This is a genomic window from Allosediminivita pacifica (assembly GCF_003054175.1).
Classification (GTDB): domain Bacteria; phylum Pseudomonadota; class Alphaproteobacteria; order Rhodobacterales; family Rhodobacteraceae; genus Allosediminivita; species Allosediminivita pacifica.
In genome coordinates, this window is the sequence record NZ_QBKN01000011.1 from 38,700 (window position 1) to 65,658 (window position 26,959).

A 26,959-nucleotide genomic window follows, 5' to 3' on the forward strand; every position below is an offset into this window, starting at 1 on the left:
GTGCCTGCCACTAGATGCTGCGCGATATCGCGATTCGAGGGAAGGTTTATCCCCAGACCTCTGCAAAACTCAGGCGCGGTTTTCCGCCTGCCAGGCGCGGGGGTCGCGCAGGAAGCTCTCGACCTCGCCGAGCACGCCGCGGTGCTTTTCGGGGGCCTGGGCCAGCACTTCCCACCACGTGCAGAGGTGGTGGAGGGCAACGCCGTGATCGCCCAGCGTCTTTTCGGTTTCGGGGAAGATCCCGTAGTAGAAGATCACCGCCGTATGGCCGCAGGTGGCGCCGGTGTCGCGGATGGCGTCGACGAAGCTGAGCTTGCTGCCGCCGTCGGTGGTCAGGTCCTCGACCAGCAGCACGCGCTGGCCTTCGGTCATGGCGCCCTCGATGCGGGCGTTGCGGCCGTAGCCCTTGGGCTTCTTGCGGACGTAGGTCATCGGCAGGCCCATGCGTTCGGCCACCAGCGCGGCGAAGGGGATGCCCGCGGTTTCACCGCCGGCGATGTTGTCGAAGGCCTCGAAGCCGGCATCGCGCATGACCTTGACCGTCAGGAAATCCATCAGCGTGGAGCGGATGCGCGGGAAGGAGATGAGCTTGCGGCAGTCGATGTAGACCGGCGAGGGCAGGCCGGATGCCAGCGTGAAGGGCTTGTCTTCCATGAAGTTCACGGCCTCGATCTCCCACAGCATCCTGGCGGTCAGTCGGGCCATTTCTTCGGAGGTGGGATAGGACGAGGGGATCATGGGCGCACTCCTTGTTTGGGGCGCTTTAGCCCATGCGTCCGCAGGCGTGAAGAGCGCTCGCGTGGCGCGCGACGCCGATTTCGCGGAAGGCGTGTCGCGACGGCACGGATGCCGTTTTCAGGGTCGTGACGACCGGCATCGGGATCAGCGCGCGCCGGCAACAGGCGGGAACTGATTTTCCCGAATCGGGACCTGTGAGATCGTCTTCCGGTTTTTAGGGACAGATGCTTGTCGGTAGCGATTTGGAGAAGGAGGCGGCGATGACGTCCTGCCCGTATTGTCATGGCAGCGGAGAGGTCGAGGGGGACTATCCGCCCTGCGGCCGCTGCGGGGGCTCGGGGTTCATCGGCTCCGACACGGAGGATCGCTGCACGAGCTGCGGCGGCACGGGGCATCTGCCGTCGCCCGAGTGGGTGCGCTGCCATTATTGCGCGGGGACGGGGCAGGACCCCTATGCGCCGGACACGGTGCCGGCGCGCCGGCCGCGCGGGAGGGGGCGTGACAGGCGCAGGGGGACGAGACGGGAGCGGGTGCAGGAACTGCCGCCCGCCGGTGAGAGCGAGAGCTGGAAGTGGGCCACGCGGGCCGCGGCACTCATCACCGGCGGCTGGGTGCTGTTCCTGCTGTCGGAGCTTTACACCTTTGGGCCGGACCTTGAGTGGGTGCCCTTTGCCCTGGCCGTTCTTGGCGGACTGATCGGCGCGGTGCTCTGGCGGCTGGCGGCCAAGGTTCTGCTTTTCGGGGCAGTCCTGCTGCTGGTCTGGGGCTGGCTGGAGGCGAACGGCGACCTGGGTGAGTCCTGGCTGCCCTTCGCGCTTGGCTTCGGGGCGGCGATCGTGTCGCTCTATGCCTGGCGCGTTGCCGGGCTGGCCCTTCTGGGTGCCGCGGGGGTCGCGCTTGTGGTGGCGGTGCAGGACGGGCTCAGCCCGCAGGAGATCTCCGGCGAGCTGAGCGTGATTGTCGATGCCTTCCTTGACCTCGCGGGCGGAAGCTAGGGGCGGAGCCTCACGACACGTGCCAGTGCAGCGGCATCATCGGGTCGAAGACAGTTACGGGACCGTCGCCGGTCTCGATCCGTGCGGGGTAGTCGACGGGCGCGCCTTTTGTCAGCGTCACCATCTCCTCATTGGGGAGCAGGCCGTAGAAGGCCGGGCCGTTGAGCGAGGCGAAGGCCTCGAGCCGGTCGAGCGCGCCGTCCTGCTCGAAGACCTCGGCGAGGACGGAGAGCGTGTTGGTGGCGGTGAAGATGCCCGCGCAGCCGCAGGCCATTTCCTTGGCGGCGTCCAGGTGAGGGGCGCTGTCGGTGCCGAGGAAGAAGGTCGCGTCGCCGCTGGTCGCGGCGGTGCGCAGGGCGATGCGGTGTTCTTCGCGCTTGGCGACGGGCAGGCAGTAGTAGTGCGGCTTGATCCCGCCCACGAGGATGGCGTTGCGGTTGATGACGAGGTGATGGGTCGTGATCGTGGCGGCCAGCGTATCGCCACCGGCCAGCGCGTAGTCGACGCCCTGCTTGGTGGTGATGTGCTCCATCACGACCTTGAGCCCCGGCGTCGCGCGGCGCAGCGGATCGAGCACGCGGTCGATGAAGGTGGCTTCACGGTCGAAGATGTCGATGTCGGCCTCGGTGACCTCCCCATGCACGCAGAGCGGGATGCCCGCCTCGGCCATGGCCTCGAGTACGGGGCGCACCTTGTCGAAGTCGCGCACGCCCGAGGCCGAGTTGGTGGTGGCGCCGGCCGGGTAAAGCTTGACTGCCGTCACGAGGCCCTCGGCATGGGCTTTCACCACGTCGGCGGGGTCCGTGTCCTCGGTCAGGTAGAGCGTCATCAGGGGCGTGAAGCCGCTGCCCTCTGGCACGGCCGCCATGATGCGGTCGCGGTAGGCGCGGGCCTCGGCGCCGGTGATGACCGGCGGCACGAGGTTGGGCATGATGATCGCGCGGCCGAAGTGGCGGGCGCTTTCGGGGGTCACGGCCTCCAGCATTGCGCCATCGCGCAGGTGCAGGTGCCAGTCGTCGGGGCGGCGAAGGGTCAGGCTGTCCATGCCGATGCCGTTAGCATGCGGGCGCGGGGCGCGCCAGCGCGCTCAGCCGGTGCCGAGGCGCGGGGGCTGGTCGCGGTCCCGGTCTGCCCTTTCGCGGGCGGACTCGGCTTTGTGAGTGGCGAGAATCTGGTCGAGCCTGCGGCGGAAGCGCTGCACGTCCTGCCGGGCGAGGACGTATTCGCAGAGCTGGCGCGACAGGGCGGTGCGGTCCCGGCTGTCGAGGAAGGCGAGCAGCTCGCGCAGGTAGGCGAGGTGGTCGCGGCGGGCCCTGAGGGCCGAGGCGAAGGTCGCGGTGTCGAGACGGTCGTCGGCCACGGCCACGAGAAGCGGCGCCCAGAGATCGAGTTCCAACAGGTCGTTCATGAGGGTGCCGCCGAAATGGGGCAGCTGGTGACGGGCCACGTTCGGGCCATGGAAAAGCGCGGCATGCATGGCGTCGTACCGCTGGTAGGGATCGTAGAGCAGCGCGGCGTGCAGGGCGGCGCGGACCATGTCGGGTGCGAAGCCGTAGCGCGTGGTGAAGTCGCGGCGCCGGTCGGAGAGGAAGCGATCGTCCCAGCCGGCGATGCGCGGGTCGAGCGTGGCCTGCGGCTGGATCAGGAACAGCCGCGCGCCCGGGGCTGCCACCGAGAAGGTCGCGGCGGCATAGCCGCAGGGGCCGGCGCCCTGAAAGATCACGCGGTCGTACTGGTCGAAGAAGCCCTCGTCCGTGAGCTGGTCGAGGAAGGTGTAGACCTCCGGGGCGCGAAACCAGGTGTCGCCGTGACTGAGCATCGACAGGCAGGACCAGCCTTCGCGGCCGACCATGTCAAAGCCGAGCGGGGTGCGGGTGGTCGAGAGCGCCTCGACCGCGGACATGGATTCGAAACTGACGAGAAGGGTATCGCCCTCCTCGATCAGGATGGCCGCGTGCCCGTGGCCGAGGGGACGGGCGAAGCCGCGTTGCTGGCCGAGCTTGCGCAGCGCCGCGAGCCATTCGCCGCGGGGGCGGTCGGAGAGATCGGGGGGAAAGGCCGTCATTCTGTCGATGCCTCCGGGTCGGTCTCGCGGGGTTGCCCCGTTTCCGGACCTGGGGCCGGGAGGCACGGTCAGTATCTTTCGTCGGGTTCTTCGGTGATCCTTTGCGGATCATTGGTATGAATGCGCGAGTTCCATGTTTTAGCGTGCAGGTCGGACTTGCGAAGCGCCATTTTGTGTCGCTTTGTCCCCGTGTCGGGCAGCGACGGGCTGCGCCGAGGGCGGGTTCAGCCGGCGGTTGCGCGCCCTGGTGGGGACGGTTCGCGGTTCCTGCGCCAGCGTGATATGGACGGTGCAAACGGAGGTTTCGGGCATGGATGATTTCGACAACATCCCAGAGCAGGCCCTGGCCTGGCACGAGGACGGGTCCGGTGCGGTGCTGGCGACGGTCATGCAGACATGGGGCTCGGCGCCGCGGCGCGTTGGGGCGCAGCTTGCGGTCTCGGGCGATGGCGAGATCGCGGGGTCGGTCTCGGGCGGTTGCGTCGAGGGGGCGGTAATCGTCGAGGCGCTTGAGGCGCTCGAGGACGGCGGCGCGCGGGAGCTGGAGTTCGGCGTGAGCGACGACGACGCCTTTGCGGTGGGGCTGGCCTGCGGCGGGACGATCCGCGTTTTGGTGGAGCCGGTGGGCGGATCGATGCCCGGGGCCCTGCTTCGGGAGCTGTGCGAGGCGCGGGCGGCGCGACGGTCGGTGGCCTATGTGGCGGATCTCGAAAGCGGCGCGCGGCGGGTGGAGACCGAGGGACACGGGGACCGGTTCCGCATGGACCGCTCGGGCTTCGAGGGGGAAAGCCGCACCTTCGTGGCGGTGCACAATCCGCCGCTGCGCCTGATCGTGGTGGGCGCGGTGCATATCGCGCAGGCGCTGGTGCCGATGGCGCGGGCGGCGGGGTATGACGCGCTAGTGGTCGATCCCCGCGAGACCTTTGCCACGCCCGCGCGCTTTCCGGGCACTCGGCTGAGCCATGACTGGCCGGACGAGGCGGTGGCCGCCGAGGCGCCGGACTTGCGCACGGCACTGGTTCTGCTGACGCATGATCCAAAGCTCGACGACCCGGCGCTGCACCGGGCGCTGGCCTCGGAGTGTTTCTACATCGGGGCGCTGGGGTCGACCCGGACCCACGCCAAGCGCGTGGCGCGGCTGGAGGAGGCGGGCTTTGCCCCGCACGAGATCGGGCGCATTCACGCGCCGGTTGGGCTCGACATCGGGGCGGCGGCCCCGGCCGAGATCGCCGTGTCGGTCATCGCCCAGATGACGCGCGTGCTGAGGCGCGGCTCTTGAGGTTCGGTCGCGTCGCGCTGGACGAGGCCGAGGGCGCGGTGCTGGCACACTCGGTGCCGCTGGAGCGGGGACGGCTGCGCAAGGGGACTTTGCTGGGCGCGGGCGAAGTGGCCGCGCTGCGGGACGCGGGTGTGACCACGGTTGTGGTCGCGCGGCTGGAGCCGGGCGACGTGGGCGAGGATGCCGCCGCCGCGCGGCTGGCCTCTGCCTTGGTGCCGGATCCGGAGGCCGCCGGACTGAGGATCGGAGAGGCTGCGACGGGGCGGGTGAACATCCATGCCGATGTGCCCGGCGTGTTGGAGGTCGATGCCGCGCGCGTGGACCGGGTGAATGAACTCGATCCCATGGTGACGCTGGCCACCCTGCCGCGCTGGCAGCGGGTTGCGGCGGGCAGCATGGTGGCGACGGTCAAAATCATCTCTTATGCGGTGCAGGAGGGCTCGGTGCGGGGTGCCTGCGACGCGGCGCCCGGCGCGCTGCGTGTCCGCCCGGTGCAATATGGCTCGGCGAAGCTGATCCAGACCCGGGTGCGCGAGGGCGAGAGTGGCGAGAAGGGACAGCGCGCCATGAAAACCCGGCTCGACCGCTTGGGCGTGGCGCTGGGCCCGCGGCAGGTCATTGCGCATGAACGCGATGCGCTGGCCGAGGCAATCGAAGCGGCAGATGAGGAAGTGGTGCTGATCCTGACAGGCTCGGCCACCTCGGACCCCGACGACGTGGCGCCGGGGGCGCTGCGCGATGCGGGGGGCACCGTCACGCATTTCGGCATGCCCGTGGACCCGGGCAACCTGCTGTTCTTCGGCCGCCACCGGGGGCGTCCGGTCATCGGTCTGCCGGGCTGCGCGCGCTCGCCCGCGCTCAACGGCGCGGACTGGGTGCTGGAACGGCTGCTCTGCGGTGTCGCGCTGAGCTCCGCCGACATCATGGGGATGGGAGTCGGGGGGCTCCTGAAGGAGAGCCCCGCCAGGGGTCGTCCGCGCGAGGCTTAGCGCAAGTAGGGCATGGGATCGGTGCTGTCCATGCCGTTGCGGACCTCGAAGTGCACGAAGCTGGGATCGCCCTCGGAGACCGTGCCGATGGTCTGGCCCCGGCTGACCGTGTCGCCCTGCTGCACGGTCGCTTCGAGGTTCTTGTAGACCGTGATGACGTTGTCGGGGTGGCGGATGAGCACCGTCAGCTTGCCGTCCGACATGCGGCCGAGATAGGCCACGCTGCCCCCGGCGGCGGCCTTGACCTGCGTGCCCGCCGAGGCCGAGATGTCGATCCCCTCGTTCACGCCGGCGGCGTATTCGCGGATGATGCTGCCCTGCACCGGCATCTGCATTGCGCCGGAGGAGGCCGGGGCCTGATCCTGACCGATGTCGGCGACGGGTTCGCGCGGTTCGCTCGACGACGAAGTCGAGGAGCTGCTGCTTTGCGAGGAGCTGCTCGTGCCGCTGTCATTGGAAGTGTCCTCGGGCAGCGGCGTTGCGGACGAGGGCGGCGGCGGTGTCGCCGACTGGCTGCCGGGGGCGTTCGTCTCGTCGGTGGCCTGCGACCGGGTCGAGGACTGTTCGTCGCTCGCCACGGGGATCAGCAGGTACTGGCCCTCGCGGATGGTGAACTGTTCGTCGAGCGCGTTCCATTCGGCCAGCGCCCGGGGGCTTACGTTATAGAGCCGGGCGATGGTAAAGGCGGTCTCGCCACGGGCCACGCGGTGGCGGACAGGCTCCACGCCGCCGCTCTGCGACGAGGCCGGCTGGCTTTGGCTGGGGGTGCTGGCGGGCGCGTTGTCGATGGCGTTGCCGGCGAGCGTTTCGACATCGACCTGGGCAGGGCTGTTGGGCCCGCTGACGGTGCCGCCGGGGGCCGCTTCGTCGACACGCGAGGGCAGGGCGACGATCTCGCCCCGGCGCAGGCTGTCGCCGGTCTGGATGCCGTTGTAGCTGGCAAGCTCGTTCGCGGGGATGCCCACGCGCGCGGCGACGTCTGCGACGGTATCGCCGCGCCGGGCCACGGCCACCTGGTAGGTGGAGTAGGAGATAACCCCGCGGCTGTCGGGTTCGGGGCGGGGTTCCACCGCGTTGACCGCCGCGTCCGACGTGTCGACGCTGCCGCCGAGACCGCCGCGCACGTCGAGATCCAGCGGCCCGGAACAGGCCGAGAGTGCTGCGACGAGGGCGATGGCGGAGACCATCCGGGTGGTCGTGCGTGCGGGGATCGTGGCCTGGCCTGTCACGGTCATCTCGATATCCTCACTGCGCGCCCCTTGTGGCGGGACGTCTGGCTGCGTTCGGGCGGGTCAATCCTTGCCCAGCCCTTCGACGAGGGGGACGAACCGCACGGCGCGCAGGTCGTCGTAGTGAAAGCCGTCCTCGCGCCGGGTGACGCGGATCAGGTGTTGCACGGTGTCCGACTGCCCCACGGGCACCACCATGATACCGCCAATCTTGAGCTGGGCCAAGAGCGGGCCGGGCGGATCCTCGGCCGCGGCGGTGACGAGAATGCGGTCGAAGGGCGCCTGGTCGGGCAGCCCGAAGGAGCCGTCGGCGGTAAAGGCGGTGATGTTCGACAGGCCCAGCCGTTCGAAGACGGCGCGGGCGTCGCGCACCAGCCGGGAGAAGCGGTCGACGGTATAGATGCGACGGGCGAGCTGGCTGAGCACGGCGGCCTGGTAGCCCGAGCCGGTGCCGACTTCGAGCACCTTGTCACGGGGACTGAGATCAAGCGCCTCGGTCATCAGCGCCACGACGGAGGGCTGCGAGATGGTCTGGCCGCAGGGGATGGGCAGCGGCGTGTCCTCGTAGGCGCGGTCGGAGAAGTAGCCCTGGATGAAGGCCCCGCGGTCGATCTTTTCCATGGCCTCGAGCACGGTCTTGTTCGTCACGCCCTTGGAGCGCAGCGCGAACAGGAGCTGCATCTTGGCATCGGCGTCGAAGGTCATGAAAGGGCCTTCTTCAGCTCGGCCAGCGTGTCGTGGCACGTGAGGTCCGCGCGCATTGGGGTGACGGTGATGTAGCCGTCGAGGTTGAGATCGGCGTCGGAACCCGCGTCGGTCTTGGCCTGCTGGTCTGTGCCCTTGGCCCAGAGGAATCGGCGCCCCGAGGGGGAGAGATGCGGCTCGACCGTGAAGAGAGTTCCCTCGCGCACGCCCTGGTGGGCGGCGCGGGTGCCTGCCACGTCGTCGGCGGGCACGGGCGGGAAGTTCACGTTGTAGAAGAGCCGGTAGCCGGTCTGTCCCTGCGGGTCGGTCTCGAGAATCCGCCGGATGGTATCGGCGCCGAAGCGGCGGGCGGGCTCGAAGGGATCGTCGATGTCGCGGTTGGCGGGGCCATAGTACTGCGAAAGGGCGATGGCGGGCAGGCCCTGCAGCGCGCCCTCCATGGCGCCGCCCAGAGTGCCGGAATACATGGCGTTTTCCGCAGAGTTGTTGCCGCGGTTGACCCCCGAGAGCACGAGGTCCGGGGGCGTGTCCTTGAGAACGTCGTGGAGGCCTGCGAGCACGCAGTCGGCGGGGCTGCCCTCGGCGGCAAAGCGGCGGGGGCCCATCTCGGCGATCATGGTGGGGTGGGCATAGGAAATGCAGTGTCCGACGCCCGACTGCTCGAAGGCCGGTGCGACGGTCCAGACCTCGCCCTCCGGCCCGGCGAGATCCTCGGCGATCTCGTGCAGCACGGAAAGGCCCGGCGCGTTGATGCCGTCGTCGTTGGTGATGAGAATGCGCATGCGGAAACTGCCCCCTGGATGCGCGCCTGCATAGGAAATTGCGGCAGCGTCGGCAAGCGCTCGCCGGTGCCTGTAAGGCCCCGTAGGCGTCATCGCCACGATTTGTGGCGGGCAGAAGGGATCAGAGGGGCAGGGCGGTGGTGGCCTTGATCTCTTCCATGGACAGGAGGGCGGTCACGTTGTGCACCTTCACCTCTGAAATCAGCGCTTGGTAAAACACGTCATAGGCCCGCGCGTTCTCGACCCGCACCTTCAGGATGTAGTCGATATCCCCCGCCAGCCGGTGCGCCTCCTGCACCTCGGGCCGCGCCTGAAGAGCATGCAGGAAGCGCTGCTGCCAGTCGGCCTCGTGCTCGGAGGTGCGGATGAGGACGAAGAAGCAGGCCTCGAAGCCGAGGGCCTCGGGATCGAGGCGCACGGTCTGGGCGCCGATGACGCCGGCCTCGCGCATTTTCCGGATGCGGTTCCAGACCGGTGTCTTGGATGACCCCACCGCGCGGGCGATTTCGTCGAGGGATTGCGCCGCGTCGCGCTGAAGCTCCCGGAGGATTTTCCGATCCGTGTCGTCGATCCGCATCTCCGTTCGCATTTGGCCGCTCCTTCCGAACACATGTCCCGTCTGTGCCCGAGCTTAGAACGGACGTTCTTGTTTCGCTAGGGCACTGGTCACAAAGCGGGACAAAATTCTATCTTTTGGGAAGACACGACGCAGCGGAGACACTTTCATGATGCCTCAGGACATTCACCCGATCGCCTTCGTCGGCGCCGGCCCCGGCGACCCCGACCTGCTGACGGTCAAGGCGGTGAACTGCCTGATGTGGGCCGACGTGGTCCTGCACGACCGGCTGGTGCCGGCCGAGATCCTCGCCCTCGCCCCGCAGGCGCAGTTGATCTCCGTCGGCAAGGAAGGCTTCGGCCCCTCCGTCACGCAGGACGAGATCAACCGCCTGCTGGTGGAAACCGCCCGCACCGGCGCGCGCACCGTGCGGCTCAAGGGCGGCGATCCGGCGGTCTATGCCCGCCTCGCCGAGGAGGTGGACGCCGCCGAGGAAGCCGGTCTGTCCTACCACGTGGTGCCCGGCATCACCGCCGCCTCTGCCGCGACCGCCGCGCTCGGCGAAAGCCTCACCAAGCGGGGCCGCAACGCCGCGCTCCGCCTGCTGACCGGCCACGACATGAAGGGCTTTGCCGAGCAGGACTGGAAGGCGCTCGCCCGCCCCGGCGAGGTCGCCGCGATCTACATGGGCAAGCGCGCCGCGCGCTTCATCCAGGGCCGCCTGATGATGCACGGTGCCGATCCCGCCACGCCCGTCACGCTGGTCGAGAACGCCTCCCGCGCCGACCAGCGCATCGTGCCGACGACGCTGTCGCACCTCTACGCCGATCTTTCCGAGGCCGAACTCAACGGCCCCGCCATCACCCTTTACGGCCTCGCGCCCCGCGCCGCCCAGGCCGCCGCAGAAACATTCATCGAGGAGGCTCTCTGATGCCCCGCGCATTCACCCCCAAGGTCGTCACCGCCAATGCCCTGCTCGAGGGCGACGTGGTCTACCTGACCGCCGACGACACCTGGACGCGCCACCTGCACGAGGCCGAGCTGCTCACCGACGAAGCCCACGCGCAGGTCCGGCTGGTCGATGCCAGCGCCCGCGTGGACGAGGTGGTCGGCGTCTACCTCGCCGACATGAAACCCACCGACCACGGCCCCGAACCCACCCATTTCCGCGAGGATTTCCGGCGCACCGGCCCCTCGAACCGGAACCACGGCAAGCAAGCGGAGGTCGCCTGACATGTATCGCTACAACGATTTCGACGCGGCATTCGTCGCTGAACGCAACCGCCAGTTCCGCGCCCAGGTCGAGCGCCGCATCGACGGCAGCCTGACCGAGGACGAGTTCAAGCCGCTGCGCCTGATGAACGGTCTCTACCTGCAGCTGCACGCCTACATGCTGCGCGTGGCCGTGCCCTACGGCACGCTCAACAGCGCCCAGATGCGCCAGCTGGCCTATATCGCCGAGCGCTGGGACAAGGGCTACGGCCACTTCACCACGCGCCAGAACATCCAGTACAACTGGCCCAAGCTGCGCGACATCCCCGACATCCTCGACGCGCTGGCCGAGGTCGAGATGCACGCGCTGCAGACCTCGGGCAACACGATCCGCAACGTCACCGCCGACCACTTCGCCGGGGCCGCCAAGGACGAGATCGCCGATCCCCGCCCCGTGGCCGAGCTGCTGCGCCAGTGGTCGACCGACCACCCGGAATTCCAGTTCCTGCCGCGCAAGTTCAAGATCGCCGTCACCGGCAGCCCGAACGATCGCGCCGTGACCGCCGCGCATGACATCGGCATCCGCATCGTCGAACGCGACGGAGAGATCGGCTACCAGGTCCTCGTGGGCGGCGGCCTCGGCCGGACGCCGATGATCGGCAAGGTCATCAACGACTTCGTCTCGCAGGAAGACCTGCTGCCCTACGTCGAAGCCATCGTCTCGGTCTGGAACCTGCTGGGCCGCCGCGACAACAAGTACAAGGCGCGCATCAAGATCACCGTGCACGAGCACGGCATCGACGAAATCCGCGCCATGGTCGACGAACGCTACGGCGAGCTGCGCAGCGCCTTCACCGGCGTCGACCAGCAGCTCTTCGGCGCCATCAAGGAGGCCTTCGCCCCGCCGAAATTCGCCGACAAGCCGCTCGACGCCTACCAGCAGGCCTACGACAGCGACCCGGTGTTCCGCGCCTGGGCCGATGCCAACCTCTGGGATCACGTCGCCCCCGGCTATGCCATCGCGCAGATCAGCCTTAAGGCGCACGGCGCCACGCCGGGCGACGCGAGCGCCGAGCAGATGCGCGTCATGGCGGATCTCGCCGAACAGTACGGCCACGACGAACTCCGCGTCAGCCACGAGCAGAACATCGTCCTGCCCCACGTGCACAAGGCCGACCTGCCGGCGATCCACGCCACGCTCAAGCAGCACGGGCTGGCCACGTCGAACATCGGCAAGATCAGCGACATCATCGCCTGCCCGGGCATGGACTACTGCGCGCTGGCCACCGCCCGCTCGATCCCGATCGCGCAGGAAATCGCGACCCGCTTCGACGAGCTCAAGATCGAGAACGAGATCGGCGATCTCAAGGTCAAGATCTCGGGCTGCATCAACGCCTGCGGCCACCACCACGTGGGCCACATCGGCATCCTCGGCCTCGATCGTGCGGGCGTCGAGAACTACCAGATCACCCTGGGAGGGGACCACACCGAGAAGACCAGCCTTGGCGAACGCACCGGCCCCGGTTTCGGCGCGGAGGAGATCGTTCCGGCGATCGAGACCGTGGTGCAGGCCTATCTCGACAACCGCGAAAGCGCGGACGAGGCCTTCATCGACACCTACCGCCGCGTTGGCATGGCTCCATTCAAGGAGGCACTCTATGGCGAACAGACTTCCAAACGGTCCCGGGCAGCCTGAGCCGATGGCTCTCGATGAAACCGGTCCCGGCGGGGTGAGCGCGGCGGAACTCGCCGACAAGCGCGCCCGCGTCGCCGCCCTGAACGACCGCTATCGCCACCACGGGGCGACGGCGGTGCTCGAAGGAGCGCTGAACGACCCCGAGGCCGGAGACATCGCCATGGTGTCGAGCTTCGGGGCGGAGTCGGTGGCGCTGCTGCACCTGGTGGCCATGGTCGACCGGAATACTCCGGTTCTCTTCATAGACACGCGGCTGCTGTTTGCGGAGACGCTGGCCTACCAGCAGGAGGTGGCCGAGCGGCTGAACCTGCGGGATGTGCGCGTGATCCGCACGGACGAGGAGACCTTGGCACAGAAAGATCCCTACGGGGCGCTGCGTTTCTCGGATACCGACTCGTGCTGTGCGCTGCGCAAGACGCTGCCGCTCGACCAGGCGCTCGAAGGTTTCGACGGCTGGATCACCGGGCGCAAGCGCTACCAGTCCTCGACCCGCGCCGCGCTCGAGTTCTTCGAACTCGAGGAGGATACGGGTCGGATCAAGGTGAACCCGATGGCGAGCTGGCGTCCCGAGGACGTGCGCGCCTACATGGACGAGAACCGCCTGCCACGGCATCCGCTGGTGTCGCAGGGCTACCCGAGCATCGGCTGCCACCCGTGCACCTCCAAGGTCGCACCGGGCGAGGATCCGAGGGCAGGGCGCTGGCGCGGGCAGGAAAAGGAAGAATGCGGCATTCACATCGTCGATGGGAAGGCCGTCAGACAAGGAGAGAAGGCATGAGCGTGATCGTCACGGACACCGGCTTTGCCGCAGACGACTGGACCGGGGATCGGGAAGGCGCGCATGCGCTGGATCTTCCCTCCGACACCGATCCCGCCGCGCTGGAAATCGGCCCCGGCGTCGAGATGATCCGGGTGGATTTCCCGAGCTTCTCGGACGGCCGCGGCTTCACGCTGGCCCGCCTGCTGCGCCGCCGCGGCTACACCGGCCGCCTGCGCGCCCGCGGTCACGTGATCGCGGACCAATACGCTATGGCGCGCCGCTGCGGCTTCGACGAGGTCGAGATCTCGGACGAACTGGCGCAACGTCAGCCCGAGGACCAGTGGCTCTTCCGGGCCGACTGGAAGGCGCACGACTACCAGGCCCGCCTGCGCGGATAAGCCTGACTATCGTTTGTGCACAAACGACGGCCGAGGCCCACCGAGCGCTTCTTGTCGCGCCCCGTGGGCTTTCTTCCCACCTGGATGATAGCTAGATGTGAGGCACCGGCGCCTACGACCGGTGAGATATGAATGACAGAGTTGAGCGCAGTGAACGAAGCGACCGCCCCCAAGGCAGAGCCCAAGAAGGCCGCCGCCCGCCCCGACGTGCAGACCGTGACCCATGTCCATCACTGGACGGATCGGCTTTTCTCGTTCCGCGTGACGCGCCCCGCGTCGCTGCGTTTCCGTTCGGGTGAGTTCGTCATGATCGGCCTGATGCAGACCGACCCCAAGACCGGAAAGGAAAAGCCCCTTCTGCGTGCCTATTCCATCGCCTCGCCGTCCTGGGACGAGGAGATGGAATTCTACTCGATCAAGGTGCAGGACGGTCCGCTGACCTCGCGGCTTCAGCACATCAAGGAGGGTGACGAGATCATCCTTCGGCCCAAGCCCGTCGGAACGCTGGTGCACGACGCGCTGCTGCCTGGCAAGCGCCTGTGGCTCTTCGCGACGGGCACCGGTTTTGCGCCTTTCGCGAGCCTGCTGCGCGAGCCGCAGACCTACGAGGATTACGACGAGGTGGTGATCACCCACACCTGTCGCGAGAAGGGTGAGCTGGCCTACGGCGCCGCCCTGATCGAGGAAATCAAGAAGGACGAGCTCCTGCACGAGTTGATGGGGCCGGATTTCCACGAGAAGATCCGCTACTACCCCACCACGACGCGTGAAGAGAGCCCGAAGATGGGAAGGATCACTGACCTGCTGCGCTCGGGAGAGGTGTTCAGCGATCTCGGCATCGAGCCGATCAATCCCGAGACCGACCGCGCGATGATCTGCGGCAACCTGGCCTTCAACCTCGAACTGAAGGCAATGCTGGAAGAGTACGGCCTTGTCGAAGGTGCTAACTCAGATCCGCAGCATTACGTGGTCGAAAAGGCCTTTCTCGACTGAGGTGAGGCCAGAGCCCCGGAACGAAAAACGCCGCCCCGAGGGGCGGCGTTCTTTTTTGCTTCTTGTCCGGCTTACTGCGCGCCGAGATCGAGCCGGTCGCGGATCTGTTCCAGCACGGTCTCGAGAAGCGTCGGGTTGTCCTGCGCGCTCTGCATCAGGCCTGTCAGCGCCGACTTGGAGTTGTCGTTAAGGTCGGACTCGGCGATGAAATCACGCGCCTGATCGTAGTCGAAGTCCTCGACGGTCAGGAAATCCGGGACGTCGGCCTCTTCGGTAGCGGCTGACATTGCCTGATCGGCAGTCTGCTCGGCTTCCTGTGCCGCGTCTTCGGCGGCTGCCTCGGCGCTTTCGCCTGCCTGTTCGGCCGCGCTTTCGGTGGCCTGCGCTGCCTCGCTCGCGGTTTCCGAGGCTTCTTCGGCGGCACTTTCGGCGGTGGTTTCCGCCGCTTCGGCTGCTTCCGATGCAGTTTCGGCGGCTTGCTCGCCTGCCTGCTCGGCCGTTTGACCGGCTTCCTCCGCCGCGTCCTCTGCGTTGGCGACAGTCGTATCTGCTGCCTCGTCGACCTGCTGCATCGCACTGTCGACCGCGCCTGAAACGGCATCGCGTGCGTCCGCCCCGAGATCGCCGGCGGTGTCGAGTGCGTTGCGCGCGGCGTCCTGCGCGGCGGCGCTGGCAGCCTCGGCTTGTTCCGAGGCGGTGGCGCCGGCTTGACGCGCCTCTTCGATCGCTTCGGCGGCGGCGGCCTGAGCGTCCTGCGACGCGTCGCGGAGGGCCGGCCCTGCATTGTCGAGCGCCTCGGAGGTGGCCGCAGCGGCATCGTCGAGGGCCTGCTCGGTGGCCTGCATCGCGTCTTCGGCAGCGGCGCTCGCGGCATCGGCCGCGTCGTCGGCGGCGGCTTCCGCGTCCTCCATGGCCGCTTCGGCGTCGTCGGCGGCCGCTTCGGCCTCGGCCTCGACTTCCTCGGAAGGTTCGGCCGTCGTCACGGTTTCCTCGGTCGTCTCTGTTTCGACGGCATCCTGGGTCTGTTGCCGGTTGAGGGCGAGATATCCGCCGACAACGACCACGATCACCACGAGGGCCAGAATGAAGTTCCGCATTATGCACTCCTTGAACGTCTTGGAAGGCGCCTCGGGCATTGCCTCCGGCACACCTTTCTGCGCATGTGGTGCGCGAGACGCCGGCAGCAAGGGCTGGTGGGGAACCAGGGCGGTTCCTCGCCCATTTGCTGCTTGAACACGACCCGTCTGAAGACTACTTTGACGGCCCAGAATGCAACGGAACAAAGGACTGAAGCCATAGCTCGCAGACCTCACAACGCGCCGCCGACGCGCGATACCGGCCCCCGCGTCAACGACCGGATCAGGGCCCCCGAAATCCGGCTGATTGGTGCGGAAGGCGAAAACGTCGGCGTTGTCTCGCCGGCGAAGGCGATGGAGCTGGCCGAACAGGTCGGGCTCGATCTCGTCGAGATCTCGCCGAATGCCACGCCGCCCGTCTGCAAGATCATGGATTTCGGCAAGTTCAAGTACGAACAGCAGAAGCGTGAATCCGAGGCCCGGAAGAAGCAGAAGACCATCGAGGTCAAGGAAGTGAAGTTCCGGCCGAACACGGACACGCACGACTACGACGTCAAGATGCGCAACGTCTTCAAGTTCCTCGAGAACGGCGACAAGGTGAAGGTCACCCTGCGCTTCCGGGGCCGCGAGATGGCGCACCAGGATCTTGGTCGATCGCTGCTGCAGCGGATCTCCGAAGACGTGAAGGAGATCGGCAAGGTCGAGAACATGCCGAAGATGGAAGGCCGCCAGATGGTCATGATGATCGGGCCGGCCGCCAAGTGAGCGCGCAGGCGGGTCCCGTCAACACGGTCGACTGGGACTCGCGATTTGATACCGGCGACTACGTCTTCGGGACGGAGCCGTCGGTTTTCCTCACATCGAACCAAGGATTGGTGCCGCGGGGTGCAGGTGCACTCTGCGTTGCCGACGGCGAGGGTCGCAACGGGACCTGGCTGGCCGCCGCGCGCGGTTGCGAGGTGACGGCTTTCGACCTGTCGCCGAATGCGCTTGGCAAGGCCCGTGCGCTTGCCGAGAAGGCGGGCGTGACGCTGGATCTTCAGGTGTCGACGATCGAGGACTGGGACTGGTCCCGGACCTACGATCTTGTCGTCGCCGTCTTCATCCAGTTCGCGGAGCCTGCCTCGCGGGCCGTTCTCTTTGAAAACCTCAAGCGGGCGGTGGCCCCCGGCGGACGTCTGATGCTGCACGGCTATACGCCCGAGCAGGTGGCGCTTGGCACCGGCGGTCCGCGCGATCCCGATCACATGTACACCGAGGCGCTTCTGCGCGAGGCCTTTGGCGACATGGAGATCCTGCGCCTTGGCTCCTACGAGAAAGAGCTTTCGGAAGGGGCCGGGCACGCTGGGCCGTCCGCGCTGATCGACCTCATCGCCGACAAGCCGGCCTGAGGTTTCGCCTCAGGCGCGGCGGACGATAAGCCGTTCCAACCCGTGAAAATGGTAGAGATCCGCGTAGCGCGGCAGTTCGGCCAGCATGAGGTCGGGGCAGCGTGCGTGCAGGATCGGCAGGGCGATCTGCATTTCGAGCCGGGCCAGAGGAGCGCCGACGCAGAAGTGCGGCCCGCCGCCGAAACTGGTGTTCTGGGCCTGCGCGCGGTGGGGGCAGAAGCTTTCGGGATCGGACCAGACTTGCGGATCGCGGTTGGCGGCGCCGAGCATCAGAGCGACCTTGTCGCCCCGGCGGAACTCGTGGCCGTAGAGGGTCACGTCCTCGTAGGCGTATCGCGTGAACATGTGCAGCGGCGGATCATGGCGGAGGATTTCCTCGACCACTTGCTCGGCATTGTCTGGCGTGACCTCGGTGCCGGACCGCAGGAGCGATGTGATCCCGTTGCCGAGCGTGTGCACCGTCGCCTCGTGCCCGGCGTTCAGCAGCAGCACGCAGGTGGCGATGAGTTCGTCGGTGGAGAGCTTGTCACCCGCTTCTTCGGCCGCGATGAGATCTGACAGCAGATCAGCACCGGGTGCGTTGCGGCGGAAGGCGATGTGGCCGCGCAGGTAGGTTGCGAAATCGGCGGCGGCACGCGCGGCGGCGTCCTCGATCGCGCGGTTACGGCGCGCCTGGTACATGGCGACCATGTCGTTCGACCAGTCGAGGAACTGGCGGGACATGTTCTCGGGCACGCCCAGCAGCCGGCAGATCACGATTACGGGCAGCGGCTGGCAGAAGGCGGGCAGCAGGTCGAAGCCACCTTCGGAGGGAAAGTCATCGATCAGGGTATGCGTTGCACGACGGATGTCGGGCTCCAGCGCCTTGATGCGGCGCGAGGTGAAGGCCCGCAGGACGAGTCCGCGCAGCCGGGTGTGCCGCGGCGGCTCGAGTTCGAGCATCGAGTGGTTCTCGATCGCGTAGAATGGGGCGAGGTGTTCGGGGATTTCCGGCGCCATTTCGGGCGGAACCTCGCGCCCGAAACGGCGGTCGCGCAGCAGTGCCTGCACGGCGCGGTGCGAGACGGCGCAGGGCATGCCGTAGTCCTCCCACCAGACGAGATCGCCAGCCGCGCGCATTCTGTCGTAGAAGGGGTAGGGCGACTGCACGAAGTCGGGGGCGGTGGGGTCCTGCGACATTGACAACATGGTGCATACCAATGCCCTCGGGCGCTTTCCTTGGCAAGGCCGAGGTTGCTAGGATGCGCCATGCGTCGTTTTCCCGTCCCACGCGCGGCCCTCGCCGTATTCTACCTGCTGACCGTCGCCCTGGTTTCGGCCGGGGTCTGGACCTACGGGCGCGGGCAGGCGCTGGAGCAGGTGGCGGCGCGGGGCGCGGCGGACCTTGCGCTGGCCTCCGACCGTCTTGTGACCCAGCTGACGCGCTATCGCGAGACGGCTGTGCTGATGTCCGATCACCCGGTGCTCATGGCGCTTGCGGGGGGCGGTGAACGCGGCGAGGCGGAGGCGCTACTGCTCGAGACCGTCGACAAGACCTCGGCGCTGGCGGCCTATTATGCGGCCCCCGACGGTCGGGTGCTGGCCTCGGTGTCCGGAGCGGTGCCGAAAAATCTGGCTGCACGGCCCTTTTTCCTGCGGGCGCTGGACGGGGCGCTGGGGGCAGCGCGGGACGAAAGCAGCGATCCCGAGGCGCGGAGCTTTTCCTTTGCCGCGCCCAGCTTTGGACCCGGCGGGCGCGTGCTGGGCGTGCTGGTGGTGGTGGTCGACGTGGCGCGGCTGGAGCAGGACTGGCGCGGGGCCTGGCCCACGGTCTGGTTCACCGACGCGGGCGGAGAGATCTTCATCACCAACCGCTCGGAGATGCTCGGCGCGCAGCGGGTGCCCGAGGGCCTGCGCGAGAGAGATGGGACGCTGCACGGGATCGGGTCTGATCGCGTGGGCGGGCGCGAGGTCTGGTCCATGGAGTTCGGGCCCTACATCCCCGAGCGCGCGCTTCATCTGACGATGGCGCTGCCGGTGGTGGGGCTGACCGCCGAGGCGCTGATCGACACCTCCCCCGCGCGCCGGATTGCCTGGCTGCAGGCGGCGACGGTGGCGGCGCTGTGCCTCTTCTTCGGGGCGCTGCTGTTCCTGGCCACCGAGCGGCGGCGCGCGCTGGCCGCGGCGAATGCCGTGCTGGAAGAGCGTGTCCTTGCCCGGACCCGGGCTCTGCAGGAGGCCAACGAGGCGCTGCGCCGCGAAGTTGTCGAGCGGCAGGAGGCCGAGGCTGCGCTGAAACGCGCACAGGGCGAGCTGGTGCAGGCAGGCAAGCTGAGCGCGCTGGGGCAGATGTCTGCAGGTATCAGCCACGAACTGAACCAGCCGCTTATGGCGATCCGGTCCTATGCCGAGAACGGCGCGGCCTTCCTCGACCGGGGTAACACCGAGAAGGCTGTGGAGACGCTGTCGCGCATCGGGGACATGGCGCGTCGCATGGGGCGCATTATCCAGAACCTGCGCGCCTTTGCGCGGCAGGAGAGCGCGCCGGTGGGGCGTGTGGACCTTTCGCAGGTGCTGGCGGGCGCGGTGGAGTTGACCGAGGCGCGGCGGCGCGAGATGGGCGTTTCGCTAGATTACGCGGCGCCCGACGGTCCGGTATGGGTGCGCGGCGGCGAGGTGCGGCTGGGGCAGGTCTTCGTGAACCTGATCACAAACGCCTGTGACGCCATGGAAGGCCGTGATGATCGGCGGCTGAGAATGGAGGTGGATGGCGGTGCGCGGCCCGAGGTGCGTGTCGCAGACACCGGCCCCGGGATCGAGGCGCCGGAGCGGATCTTCGATCCTTTCTACACCACGAAGAGCGTGGGGGGCGGCGAGGGGCTGGGCCTCGGACTCTCGATCTCTTACGGATTGGTGCAGAGTTTCGGGGGCACGATCCGGGGATTGAACGCGCCGGAGGGCGGGTCGGTCTTCACCGTGGTGCTGGAGCCCTGGCGCGAGGAGGATGCGGCGTGACGGTGGATCGGCGCTCGCCTGCGGCATCGCCCCGCCCGCCGTCCCGTGAAGCTGGGGGCGCTGCCCCCGCGGCCCGGGGCCGCTCCCCCGGAATATTTCTGCCAAGAAGAAGGACGGGGGTGTCATGAGCGAGGAGGCCGGGCTGCGGCGGGTGCTGCTGGTGGACGACGATGCCGCCGTGCGCGAGGCGCTGGGGCAGACGCTGGAGCTTGCCGATTTCGATCCGCTGACGGCGGGGTCCTTCGTCGAGGCCAAGGATCATATCGGTCCCGGCTTCGCGGGGGTGATCGTCTCGGACATCCGGATGCCGGGGCGCGACGGGTTCCACCTGCTCGATTACGCACGGGGGCAGGACCCGGAACTGCCGGTGATCCTTTTGACCGGGGAGGGGGACATTCCCATGGCGGTGCGGGCCATGTCGGCGGGGGCCTTTGATTTCCTCGAGAAGCCCTGTGATCCGAAGGACCTGCGCGCGGTGATCTCGCGCGCGCTGGTGACGCGCGGGCTGGTGCTGGAAAACCGGGCGCTGAAGGCACAGCTGGAGTCCGGCGATCCGGCGGCGCGGCTGATCTTCGGCGTCTCGGAGCAGGCCAATGCCCTGCGTGCGCGGGTGCGCAGCGCGGCGCGGGCGGGGACCGACGTGCTGGTCACGGGCGCGCCGGGCACGGGCATTCCCAAGGTGGCGGAAGTGATCCACCTGAGTTCCGCCCGGGGCAAGGGGCCCTTCGAGAAGCGCGCGGCGGCGGGGCTGGACCGGGCGGGGCTGTTCGAACTGGCGGAGGCCTGCGAGGGGGGTGCGTTGTTCCTCGACGAGATCGGGGCGCTGCCGCTGGACACGCAGGTGGCGTTGGTGGATGCGCTGGAGCGGGGCGACATGCGGCTGATCGCCGGGTCGGTGCAGGATCTTGCCGCGGCGGTGGAGGCGGGCACCCTGTCGGCGGAGCTTTATTACCGGCTCGAGGTCTGCCAGGTGCGCATCCCGGCGCTGCGGGAGCGTCCCGAGGACATCCCGGTGCTGTTCCGGCACTACGTGGCGCAAGCGGCGGAGCAGGCGGGCATCGCGGCCCCGGAGGTGGGCGCGGACCATCTTGCCGCGCTCATGGCGCAGGACTGGCCGGGCAACGCGCGCTCGCTCATGTCGGCGGCCATGCGCTTCGTGCTGGGCATGCCCGAGGAGGTGGGCGAGGCGCAGGGGCTGGGGCTGGCCGAGCAGATGGCGCAGGTGGAAAGGTCGCTGCTGATCGCGGCGCTGGGGCGGCAGAACGGGCGGGCGAGCGAGGCGGCCAAGGCGCTGAAGCTGCCGCGCAAGACCTTCTACGACAAGTTGGCGCGCTACGGGATTCGGCCCGAGGACTACCGCCGCTGAGAAGGCGTCCGTGCATTCTTATCCTGTTGCCGCTTTTTTGGACCACGCGCGCCGCCTGCGCGCCCGGAACGGGCGTCGGCGGGGATGACGTGCGCGACAGATGCGGCAAGATGGAAAAAGTTCCTGCACTCACGAAAAATTCATGTGGAGCGGTGGCGCTGGTGCCGCCGCCTTGCCGCAGGGCTGCGAGGGAGATCATCATGAGCGATGCCGGGACTGGAAACGGAGCCCTGATCTACGGGCTGGACGACAGGCCGGCCCCGCCGGCGGCGGCGCTGGCGGCGGTTCAGCATATCCTGGCCTCGATCGTGGGCATCGTGACCCCGACGCTGGTGATCGGGGGCGTGCTGGGACTGGGGGGTGAGATCCCCTACCTGATCGCCATGTCGCTCTTCGTCTCGGGCGTGGCGACCTTCATCCAGTGCCGCCGGATCGGGCCTGTGGGATCGGGGCTGCTGAGCGTGCAGGGCACGAGTTTCGCCTTCCTCGGTCCGGTGCTCGCCGCGGGCTTTGCCGTGAAGGGCGGGGGCGGCGGGCCGGCCGAGATGCTGGCGATGATCTTCGGGCTCTGCCTTGCGAGCTGCCTTGTCGAGATCGTGCTGAGCCAGTTCATCGACAGGCTGGGCCGCATCATCACGCCTACGGTGACGGGGATCGTCATCACCGTGATCGGGCTGTCGCTGGTTAAGGTGGGCTTTACCGATTTCGCGGGAGGGGCGAACGCGGGCGAGAGCCTCGGTGCGCCGGTGAACCTGCTGATGGGCGCCATCGTGGTGGCGGTGATCCTTGTCATGACCTTCATGGGAAGCCCGATGCTGCGGATTTCGGCCATCATGATCGGGCTGGTCGTGGGGCTGATCGTCGCCGTGGTGATGGGGCAGGTCGATTTCTCGTCGCTGGGGCAGGGGCCGGTGGTGGCCCTGCCGCAGCCGCTGCGCTACGGGCTCGATTTCGACATCGGGCTGTTCATCCCGGTGGCATTCGTCTTCCTCGTGACCGCGATCGAGACCTCGGGCGATCTGACGGCGAACTCGGTGATCGCGGGGCAGCCGGTGAAGGGGACGGTCTACCTGCAGCGCATCAAGGGCGGGATCATGGCCGACGGCGTGAACTCGGGGCTGGCCGCGCTGTTCAACACCTTTCCCAACACGACCTTTTCGCAGAACAACGGCGTCATCCAGATGACCGGCGTCGCGAGCCGCCACGTGGGGCTCTACATCGCGGGCATCCTCGTGGTGCTGGGCTTCCTGCCAGTGATCGGGCAGGCCTTCCTGCTGATCCCCAAGCCGGTGCTGGGCGGGGCGACGCTGGTTCTGTTCGGGACCATCGCGGTCGCGGGCATCCGCATCCTCGCCACGCAGGAGATCGACCGGAAGAAGGTCTACATCATGGCGGTGAGCTTCGGGCTGGGGCTGGGCGTGACGCTGGTGCCGGAGGCCACGCAGAACCTGCCCGACTTCCTGCGGCAGGTGGTGGCGACGCCGATCACGCTGGCGGGCCTGTCCGCGATCATCCTGTCGCTGGTCATCCCCGACACCGAGGAGACGGCCACGGAGGTCGAGACCCCCGAGGTCGAGGAAGGCGGTGGCGCGCCGGCTTGATGCGCGGCCTTCAGGACCCGGCGGCGGCGGCGCGCGTGAGCGCGTCGACCCGCGCGCGCAGGTCGGTGAGCAGGGGCGTGGCATCGGTACGGTCGCGCCCGTAGCCGAGGTTCCAGAGGTAGTCGAAATCCGGGACCTGTTTGCCAGCGACATGCTGCAACATGGTTTCGAGCTTGTCGAAGCCCTTGGCAAGCCGGGCTTCGGGCGTCTCGCCGGCCTCGTATTCCTCCCATAGGTCGCGGATGGCTGTGCGCAGGTCGTCGGGCAGGGAGGCCGTCAGGGTGGCGACATCGGCGCGCTCGCGGTCGGTCTTGCCGTCCTCGGATCTCTGTTCGGTCGCCGGGACGTCCCCCGAGATCGCCTCGCCGAGGTCGTGGATGAGGCATAGGCGCATCAGCTTGAGCGCGTCGATGCCGTCCATTTCGGGTTCGAGCAGTAGCACGAGCAGGCAGAGCGACCAGCTGTGTTCGGCGACGCTTTCGGGGCGGCCGGCGCGGGTATGGGCCGAGCGGAGCGTGTCCTTGAGGGCGCCTGCCTCCTGCAGGAAGGCGAGAATGCGGTCATGGCGGTGAGGTGTCTGCATTTCGTGAGATTGCGTGAGGTTCTCGGGATTCGCCAATGGCGCAAGTGTGCGGATTTTCGCACCGTTGGCGCAAACACCTGTGCGGTAAGTCGCACAAGGGCATGCTGCCGACGGCATGTCCGGTTTCAATGTTATATGTAAGCCTCTGTTATAAAATATAAATTTAGATTGGTCACCAATCGGCGACATGTCGCTTGATTGGATTCATCGGTGCCGCTTCTGTGAGCGTTAGATCGGCTCTGGAGGATGAGCCGACCCGACGATCAGAAATCCAAGGGAGGATTCCATGAAGACACTTCTTATGACCGCCGCGACGGCGACCGCTATGACGTTGGGCGCAGGTGCCGCCTTCGCCGATTGCGACGATGGCGAGATGGTCATCAAGTTCAGCCACGTGACCAATACCGACCGTCACCCCAAGGGCATCGCCGCCTCGCTTCTGCAGGAACGCGTCAACGAGGAGATGGACGGCACCGCCTGCATGGAGGTCTATCCGAACTCCACGCTCTACAACGATGACCAGGTGCTTGAGGCGATGCTGCAGGGCGACGTGCAGATGGCGGCACCCTCGCTGTCGAAGTTCGAGCAGTTCACCAAGGTCTTCCGTATCTTCGACCTGCCCTTCATGTTCAACAACATCGAGGCGGTCGACGCCTTCCAGGCCTCGGATGCCGGGCAGGACATGCTCGAGAGCATGGCGCGCCGCGGCCTTCTGGGCCTTGGCTTTTGGCACAACGGCATGAAGCAGATGTCGGCCAACAAACCGCTGATCGAGCCGTCGGATGCCGAGGGGCTGAAGTTCCGCGTGCAGGCGTCGGAAGTGCTCAAGGCGCAGATGTCGGCCATGGGCGCGAGTCCGCAGCCGATGGCCTTTTCCGAGGTCTACGGCGCGCTGCAGACCGGCGTGGTCGACGGGCAGGAGAACACCTGGTCGAACATCTACGGCCAGAAGTTCTTCGAGGTGCAGGACGGCATCACCGAGACCAACCACGGGGTTCTGGACTATCTTGTCGTGACCAATGTCGATTGGTGGGACGGCCTGGACGAGGACGTGCGCGACCAGCTGTCGACGATCCTTGCCGAGGTCACCGAGACCCGGAACACCGAGAGCTACAACGTGAACCAGGAGGCCAAGCAGGCGATCATCGACGCCGGCGGCACCGTGCGCGAGCTTGACGCGTCGCAGCGCGAAGCCTGGGTCGAGGCGATGAAGCCGGTCTGGGAGCAGTTCGTCGAGGACGTGGGCCAGGAAAACATCGACGCGGCCCAGGAGATGAACGCGCAGGTTTCGGGCTCCTGATAAGGGACGTCTGAAAAACCCGGTCCGCCGTCCCCACACGGCGGGCCGGTGTGGTCTTTCACGGGCCCGAGCGGCCCGTCCCTTTCTTCCGTCATGTCTCCGAGGCGCCGCGCGATGTGCGGCGACAAGGGGCCGTGCCGGCGGCAGAGGCAGGAGGTCTTCATGTCCCATACCGATCCCCATCATCGAGGTGGCATGCACCGCTTCGTCGACGAGCTTGAAGAGACCGTCATTGCCGTGATCCTCGGCGCGATGACGATCATCACCTTCATCAACGTTGTGCTGCGCTACGGTTTCAACACCGGCCTGATCTGGGGGCTCGAGGCGGTCTCGTTCCTCTTTGCCTGGTTGGTGCTCTTCGGGGTGAGCTACGCGGTCAAGAAGACCGCCAACCTTGGCGTGGACGCGGTGCTGAACATCGTGCCACGGGGCACGCGGCGGGTGCTGTCGCTGATCGCGGCGGCGGTCTGCGTGGCTTATGCCTTCCTGCTGCTGAAGGGCGCCTGGGACTACTGGGCCAACTTTGCGAACCTGCCGCAGACCACGGGCCGCTGGTTTCCCACCGGTTTCGAAGAGATGGGCCGTACTTCGTACCGTGGCTGGTACGAGGTCGTGGACATTCCCTTCCCCGAGTGGCTCCGCTGGATCCAGCCGGTGATGAACGAGGGCATGGACTACGAAAAGCTGCCACGCTTCATCCCCTACGTCATCCTGCCGGTCGGCGCACTGATGCTGCTGATCCGCTTCGTGCAGGCCTCCTGGCGCATCTGGCACGGCCGGGACGAGAGCCTGATCGTTAGCCACGAGGCCGAAGACGACGTGCGCGACGTCGCGCACATGAACCGCGAGGACTGATCCATGGATGTCGTCATTCTCTTTGCCATGGTGATCGGCCTGATGCTGATCGGCGTGCCGATCGCCGTGTCGCTGGGCTTTTCCTCCATCCTCTTCCTGCTGGTGCTCTCGGATACCTCGCTGAGCTCCATCGCGCAGAGCTTCTACCAGGCGATGGCGGGGCACTACACGCTGCTGGCCATTCCCTTCTTCATCCTCGCGTCCTCCTTCATGTCGACGGGCGGGGTGGCGCAGCGGATCATCCGCTTCTCCATCGCGCTGGTCGGCCACCTGCCGGGCGGGCTTGCCATCGCGGGGGTCTTTGCCTGCATGCTGTTTGCAGCACTCTCGGGATCGTCGCCCGCCACCGTCGTCGCCATCGGCTCCATCGTGATCGCGGGCATGCGGCAGGTGGGTTATTCGCGCGACTTCGCCGCGGGCGTGATCGCCAACGCGGGCACCCTCGGCATCCTGATCCCGCCGTCGATCGTGATGGTGGTCTATGCCTCGGCCACCGATGTTTCGGTCGGGCGGATGTTTCTGGCGGGTGTCATCCCCGGGATAATGGCGGGCACCATGCTGATGACGACGATCTATGTCATGGCGAGGATGCGCAACCTGCCCAAAGGTGATTGGCTCGGCTGGGGCGAGGTCTTCGAGTCCGGCGCCGATGCGGTATGGGGTCTTCTGCTGATCGTCATCATCCTCGGCGGCATCTACGGCGGGATCTTCACGCCCACCGAGGCCGCGGCGGTGGCGGCGGTCTATGCCTTCCTGATCGCCTGCTTCGTCTACCGCGACATGGGTCCGCTCGCAGGCCGTGACGGGGCGCCGAACACGCCGCTCTGGCGCAAGCCGCAGGCGCTGGTCACGGCCTTCTTCCATCGCGACACGCGAGACACGCTGTTCGAGGCGGGCAAGCTGACCATCACGCTGATGTTCATCATCGCCAACGCGCTCATCCTCAAGCACGTGCTGACGGACGAGCAGATCCCGCAGCAGATCGCGGGGGCGATGATCAACGCGGGCTTCGGCGCGGTGATGTTCCTGGTGATCGTGAACGTGATCCTGCTGATCGGCGGCCAGTTCATGGAGCCCTCGGGTCTCATCGTCATCGTGGCGCCGCTGGTCTTTCCAATCGCGATCGAGCTCGGCATCGATCCGATCCACCTCGGCATCATCATGGTGGTCAACATGGAGATCGGGATGATCACGCCGCCGGTGGGTCTCAACCTCTTCGTGACCTCGGGCGTCGCGGGGATGCCGATGATGCGGGTCGTGAAGGCCGCGCTGCCCTTCCTCGCGGTGCTCTTCGTCTTCCTCATCATGGTGACCTACATCCCGGTCCTGTCGACCTGGCTGCCGACCACCTTCATGGGGCCGGAACTGATCACCAACTGACGGGCGGGGGCGGTTT

27 protein-coding genes are annotated in these 26,959 nt (G+C 67.4%); 17 read left to right on the forward strand and 10 right to left on the reverse strand.

What is annotated here, in order from left to right:
* Positions 1–69: 69 nt before the first annotated feature.
* Positions 70–738 carry an orotate phosphoribosyltransferase gene (locus C8N44_RS10125; protein ID WP_107976083.1) on the reverse strand — a complete coding sequence of 223 codons (669 nt, stop codon included), beginning with the start codon at positions 736–738 and terminating at the stop codon, positions 70–72.
* A gap of 260 nt (positions 739–998) precedes the next feature.
* Between C8N44_RS10125 and C8N44_RS23150 the strand changes: the two genes are divergently transcribed.
* Positions 999–1,733, forward strand: coding sequence for a hypothetical protein (locus C8N44_RS23150; RefSeq protein WP_146178834.1), 735 nt, complete (start codon positions 999–1,001; stop codon positions 1,731–1,733).
* A gap of 10 nt (positions 1,734–1,743) precedes the next feature.
* Here C8N44_RS23150 and pyrC read toward each other — a convergent pair whose 3' ends face one another.
* The gene (gene pyrC / locus C8N44_RS10135; RefSeq protein WP_107976086.1) at positions 1,744–2,778 is read right to left on the reverse strand and encodes a dihydroorotase; all 1,035 of its coding nucleotides are present in this window, start codon (positions 2,776–2,778) and stop codon (positions 1,744–1,746) included.
* A gap of 42 nt (positions 2,779–2,820) precedes the next feature.
* Positions 2,821–3,798, reverse strand: coding sequence for a phosphoadenosine phosphosulfate reductase (locus C8N44_RS10140; protein WP_188758708.1), 978 nt, complete (start codon positions 3,796–3,798; stop codon positions 2,821–2,823).
* 310 nt (positions 3,799–4,108) lie between these two features.
* Here C8N44_RS10140 and C8N44_RS10145 point away from each other — a divergent pair, with 310 nt between their 5' ends.
* Together C8N44_RS10145 and C8N44_RS10150 are read left to right on the forward strand one after the other, a co-directional pair.
* Complete coding sequence (locus C8N44_RS10145) at positions 4,109–5,077, forward strand: XdhC family protein (RefSeq protein ID WP_107976088.1); 969 nt, start codon at positions 4,109–4,111, stop codon at positions 5,075–5,077.
* Complete coding sequence (locus C8N44_RS10150; RefSeq protein WP_107976090.1) at positions 5,074–6,066, forward strand: molybdopterin-binding protein; 993 nt, start codon at positions 5,074–5,076, stop codon at positions 6,064–6,066. Before C8N44_RS10145 ends, C8N44_RS10150 begins: the two co-directional genes overlap by 4 nt.
* Here C8N44_RS10150 and C8N44_RS10155 read toward each other — a convergent pair.
* The 4 genes from C8N44_RS10155 to C8N44_RS10170 form a co-directional block, all read right to left on the reverse strand.
* Positions 6,063–7,301, reverse strand: coding sequence for a LysM peptidoglycan-binding domain-containing M23 family metallopeptidase (locus C8N44_RS10155; protein WP_107976092.1), 1,239 nt, complete (start codon positions 7,299–7,301; stop codon positions 6,063–6,065). The genes C8N44_RS10150 and C8N44_RS10155 overlap by 4 nt on opposite strands.
* Before the next feature lie 57 nt (positions 7,302–7,358).
* Positions 7,359–8,000 carry a protein-L-isoaspartate(D-aspartate) O-methyltransferase gene (locus C8N44_RS10160; RefSeq protein WP_107976094.1) on the reverse strand — a complete coding sequence of 214 codons (642 nt, stop codon included), beginning with the start codon at positions 7,998–8,000 and terminating at the stop codon, positions 7,359–7,361.
* The gene (gene surE / locus C8N44_RS10165; RefSeq protein WP_107976096.1) at positions 7,997–8,782 is read right to left on the reverse strand and encodes a 5'/3'-nucleotidase SurE; all 786 of its coding nucleotides are present in this window, start codon (positions 8,780–8,782) and stop codon (positions 7,997–7,999) included. Before surE ends, C8N44_RS10160 begins: the two co-directional genes overlap by 4 nt.
* A 121-nt stretch (positions 8,783–8,903) precedes the next feature.
* A complete protein-coding gene (locus C8N44_RS10170) occupies positions 8,904–9,359 on the reverse strand; it encodes an Lrp/AsnC family transcriptional regulator (protein ID WP_107976306.1) in 456 nt (151 codons plus the stop codon).
* Between the two features lie 148 nt (positions 9,360–9,507).
* Between C8N44_RS10170 and cobA the strand changes: the two genes are divergently transcribed.
* The 6 genes from cobA (at position 9,508) to C8N44_RS10200 (ending at position 14,397) form a co-directional block, all read left to right on the forward strand.
* Complete coding sequence (gene cobA, locus C8N44_RS10175) at positions 9,508–10,269, forward strand: uroporphyrinogen-III C-methyltransferase (RefSeq protein WP_107976099.1); 762 nt, start codon at positions 9,508–9,510, stop codon at positions 10,267–10,269.
* Positions 10,269–10,571, forward strand: a complete 303-nt coding sequence (locus tag C8N44_RS10180) for a DUF2849 domain-containing protein (protein WP_107976101.1) — start codon at positions 10,269–10,271, stop codon at positions 10,569–10,571. The genes cobA and C8N44_RS10180 overlap by 1 nt, the downstream gene beginning before the upstream one ends.
* Position 10,572: 1 nt before the next feature.
* A complete protein-coding gene (locus C8N44_RS10185) occupies positions 10,573–12,246 on the forward strand; it encodes a nitrite/sulfite reductase (protein WP_107976103.1) in 1,674 nt (557 codons plus the stop codon).
* Positions 12,247–12,250: 4 nt separating this feature from the next.
* A complete protein-coding gene (locus C8N44_RS10190) occupies positions 12,251–13,024 on the forward strand; it encodes a phosphoadenylyl-sulfate reductase (RefSeq protein ID WP_107976105.1) in 774 nt (257 codons plus the stop codon).
* Positions 13,021–13,404, forward strand: a complete 384-nt coding sequence (locus C8N44_RS10195; RefSeq protein WP_107976107.1) for a DUF934 domain-containing protein — start codon at positions 13,021–13,023, stop codon at positions 13,402–13,404. Before C8N44_RS10190 ends, C8N44_RS10195 begins: the two co-directional genes overlap by 4 nt.
* Positions 13,405–13,536: 132 nt before the next feature.
* Positions 13,537–14,397, forward strand: a complete 861-nt coding sequence (locus C8N44_RS10200; RefSeq protein ID WP_107976110.1) for a ferredoxin--NADP reductase — start codon at positions 13,537–13,539, stop codon at positions 14,395–14,397.
* Between the two features lie 71 nt (positions 14,398–14,468).
* On the opposite strand, the gene C8N44_RS23360 is transcribed toward C8N44_RS10200, so the two are convergent.
* Entirely contained in the window at positions 14,469–15,494 is a 1,026-nt protein-coding gene (locus C8N44_RS23360) for a hypothetical protein (RefSeq protein WP_158274036.1), read from the reverse strand.
* A gap of 63 nt (positions 15,495–15,557) precedes the next feature.
* Between C8N44_RS23360 and infC the strand changes: the two genes are divergently transcribed.
* Together infC and C8N44_RS10220 are read left to right on the forward strand one after the other, a co-directional pair.
* The gene (gene infC, locus C8N44_RS10215) at positions 15,558–16,238 is read left to right on the forward strand and encodes a translation initiation factor IF-3 (RefSeq protein ID WP_107976114.1); all 681 of its coding nucleotides are present in this window, start codon (positions 15,558–15,560) and stop codon (positions 16,236–16,238) included.
* The gene (locus C8N44_RS10220) at positions 16,235–16,864 is read left to right on the forward strand and encodes an SAM-dependent methyltransferase (RefSeq protein ID WP_107976116.1); all 630 of its coding nucleotides are present in this window, start codon (positions 16,235–16,237) and stop codon (positions 16,862–16,864) included. The genes infC and C8N44_RS10220 overlap by 4 nt, the downstream gene beginning before the upstream one ends.
* Before the next feature lie 9 nt (positions 16,865–16,873).
* Here the strand turns inward: C8N44_RS10220 and C8N44_RS10225 are convergent, their stop codons facing one another.
* Positions 16,874–18,052, reverse strand: coding sequence for a cytochrome P450 (locus tag C8N44_RS10225; protein WP_107976118.1), 1,179 nt, complete (start codon positions 18,050–18,052; stop codon positions 16,874–16,876).
* 60 nt (positions 18,053–18,112) lie between these two features.
* On the opposite strand from C8N44_RS10225, the gene C8N44_RS10230 reads away from it, so the two are divergent.
* The 3 genes from C8N44_RS10230 to C8N44_RS10240 all read left to right on the forward strand — a co-directional run bounded on the left by C8N44_RS10230 (position 18,113) and on the right by C8N44_RS10240 (position 22,825).
* Positions 18,113–19,858, forward strand: coding sequence for a sensor histidine kinase (locus tag C8N44_RS10230; RefSeq protein ID WP_107976120.1), 1,746 nt, complete (start codon positions 18,113–18,115; stop codon positions 19,856–19,858).
* A 124-nt stretch (positions 19,859–19,982) separates the two neighbouring features.
* Positions 19,983–21,224 (forward strand): sigma-54-dependent transcriptional regulator, encoded by a 1,242-nt coding sequence (locus C8N44_RS10235; protein WP_107976122.1) that lies wholly within the window; start codon positions 19,983–19,985, stop codon positions 21,222–21,224.
* A 200-nt stretch (positions 21,225–21,424) separates the two neighbouring features.
* Entirely contained in the window at positions 21,425–22,825 is a 1,401-nt protein-coding gene (locus tag C8N44_RS10240) for a uracil-xanthine permease family protein (protein WP_107976124.1), read from the forward strand.
* A 10-nt stretch (positions 22,826–22,835) separates the two neighbouring features.
* On the opposite strand, the gene C8N44_RS10245 is transcribed toward C8N44_RS10240, so the two are convergent.
* The gene (locus tag C8N44_RS10245) at positions 22,836–23,408 is read right to left on the reverse strand and encodes an HD domain-containing protein (RefSeq protein WP_107976126.1); all 573 of its coding nucleotides are present in this window, start codon (positions 23,406–23,408) and stop codon (positions 22,836–22,838) included.
* A 286-nt stretch (positions 23,409–23,694) separates the two neighbouring features.
* Between C8N44_RS10245 and C8N44_RS10250 the strand changes: the two genes are divergently transcribed.
* The 3 genes from C8N44_RS10250 to C8N44_RS10260 all read left to right on the forward strand — a co-directional run bounded on the left by C8N44_RS10250 (position 23,695) and on the right by C8N44_RS10260 (position 26,943).
* Positions 23,695–24,708 carry a DctP family TRAP transporter solute-binding subunit gene (locus C8N44_RS10250; RefSeq protein WP_107976128.1) on the forward strand — a complete coding sequence of 338 codons (1,014 nt, stop codon included), beginning with the start codon at positions 23,695–23,697 and terminating at the stop codon, positions 24,706–24,708.
* Between the two features lie 162 nt (positions 24,709–24,870).
* On the forward strand, positions 24,871–25,563 hold the full coding sequence (locus C8N44_RS10255; protein ID WP_210204152.1) for a TRAP transporter small permease: 693 nt from the start codon (positions 24,871–24,873) through the stop codon (positions 25,561–25,563).
* A 3-nt stretch (positions 25,564–25,566) separates the two neighbouring features.
* On the forward strand, positions 25,567–26,943 hold the full coding sequence (locus C8N44_RS10260; protein WP_107976129.1) for a TRAP transporter large permease: 1,377 nt from the start codon (positions 25,567–25,569) through the stop codon (positions 26,941–26,943).
* The last annotated feature ends 16 nt before the right edge of the window (positions 26,944–26,959 follow it).